1 protein-coding gene is annotated in these 2235 nt (G+C 36.4%); it reads left to right on the top strand.

Going from position 1 to position 2235, the window contains the following annotated elements; all coding sequences use genetic code 11:
• The first annotated feature begins 567 nt into the window (after positions 1-567).
• Positions 568-1560: a DUF4365 domain-containing protein gene (locus D5281_RS24610; protein ID WP_160562488.1), complete on the top strand. Its 993-nt coding sequence runs from the start codon at positions 568-570 to the stop codon at positions 1558-1560.
• The last annotated feature ends 675 nt before the right edge of the window (positions 1561-2235 follow it).

The following is a 2235-nucleotide window of genomic DNA, read 5'->3' as shown; positions in this document are numbered from 1 at the left end:
TCGTAAGCGGATACATAGCTCTATTGGTTATTTGACACCACAGCAAAAGGAGGATGAGGAACTTAAAAAAAACAGCATAATCTTTCGACTTTTTTTGTCCAAAGTATTGACATAGATCCAAAGTATTGGCAGACGATTAGTGGTGCAGTGAAAAAGGGCAATCCCAAACGGAAGCTAGGCAAGCCAATCCCTCATGACAGGATTACAAGGGAATCCATCGGCAATTTGCTTGTGTAGTTAGGAAGCTCTCTTATGAAAAAACGTCTTCGGGAAGTTCATTGGATATACAGACATAATCTTTACACACTATTCCGCAGAGACGCATAAACGAGAAGCTGTTCCACAGGCTTGCAGATCACGCAACGGTGTATTCGGACGGCAGTGTGGTGTTCACCTTCCGCAACGGGGCGGAAATCAGCACGGAGATTTAAAGCCGGAAGCGGTTGGGGCATCGGGTTTGTGCCAGATGCCTCCGGCCGCTTTTTCTGTGTGTGGAAATTTTTGAAAAGTTGAGATATAATTTAATCGTTGGATGTGTCAAATAAAGCAAATTTTGAAAGGATAAATATGGGAGAAAAATTACCGAAGTATACTAAAAATCAACAAATTGGAAATAGGTCAGCAACAATTCTAAAATCTGTAATGCAAAAATACTGTATTTTTCCAGATATAGAACAAAGTCAGGATTTGGGAATTGATTTTATTGGTACGGTCATAAATGATGGTACTCCTACAGAGTATAATTTTAACGCACAGTGCAAAGGAACTGATAACAGTGAAGTAAAATTAAATGCGGATGGAACTGTTTTTGCATATCCGATAAAAGTTAGCACAATAAATTACTGGAAACAGAAAAAGGATGTTACGTTTTTGTTTTTAGTTGATGAAAAGAATGAACAAATATATTGGACAGCACCTCTTAAGGAGATAGAAAATAAAGATTTATCGGCGCAAGATACATATACATTTCATGTTTCTAAAATAAATTGTCTTGATAAAAATAGTATGGTGTTGCCTGAGCCTTTTATTTTTGAAATCATTCGCTATTATGCAAATTTTTCGGAAACTGTTATTAAACAGCTTGATAAAGTTCAAGATTATTCAACTGATAGTGATAGCAGGACTAATATGCTTGAATTAATGGAAGTATTGGAAAAAAATTTTAATAAGGTCGATAAAAAATATAAAGAAACGATAGATAAGCTGATCGAGAAAATAAAATTTGATTTAGAGAGATCTTTCTATTACTGTGGTCAATTGGATCAGATGGATGAGATTGTGCGGATATATTGTCCAAATGGTATTTATAATACTCCGTTTGGAACAGGAAATAGTGCGAAAACCATTGAAGAATGTAAGGAGAAGATAGATGCCCTTATTTCTCGTAATGATGTTACATATAAAGAATTATTTGAGTTATCAAAAGAAGTATCTGAATTGCGAGGTAATTTTTTAGGTTTTTTTCGGGAAATGGTATATGAGGATATGCCGTTTAGCAATCATGATGATATCGAAAAAGAATTTAATGAATGGTTGAGGGAAACAGGGAAATTTGTTTAATGGTTAAATTTAGTCTGGTGATATGGGTAATTAAAATTGCAATAATCCCTTGGGTGCAAAAAATAACGATAGACCCTCTCAAAAACAGGCTATCGTTAAATTTACACCATGGAATATCGAAAGTGCGGTAATTTCAATTCTAAAAACGATAGCCGCCCATGTATGGGGGCATCTGCCATTCTGAAAAGTGTTGATTTTAGGGCATTTGAGATAAATGTAAAAACGATAGCACCCACTCAAAAATTGTATCAATTTGGACACGCAATATGGTGTAGGAGGCCGGCTGCTCAACTAATGGGTAGCCTCCTACCCGTTCCAGTAAAACTGGGTGGAGCTGTCAACGGTAACACGATATTAAAGATTAAGTAGTGTAAAATAGTTTGTGTCTTTGGAAAAAATTGGCTCCTTTTTGGTAAGAATGTAGATATGACAATTCTTATCGAAAAGGAGAATTTTTATGGCAGTAGCTAAAGAGCAGATTCGACAGATTATTTCAGAGAACAACATCACCAGCGTTGCGGATGTCTATACCCTTCTTAAGTAAGCGCCAAATATTAATGCGGTCAGATACAAAATTACCCCAGCCCTTTGTGAGTTGGAGTAATTCACTATAATTCACATGCGATTTTTGATAGATTGAAGTTTTTCACTCCACGGCGCCAGTTCCGCCAGCTG

The sequence above is a fragment of the Parablautia muri genome, assembly GCF_009917485.1.
Taxonomy (GTDB): domain Bacteria; phylum Bacillota; class Clostridia; order Lachnospirales; family Lachnospiraceae; genus Suilimivivens; species Suilimivivens muri.
Note: the sequence above shows the minus strand (reverse complement) of the source record. Positions and strands in the feature narration are given on the sequence as shown.

Bases quoted from the DNA above. Each gene is read 5' to 3' on its own strand.
- D5281_RS24610 (WP_160562488.1), top strand. From the start codon at position 568: ATGGGAGAAAAATTACCGAAGTATACTAAAAATCAACAAATTGGAAAT.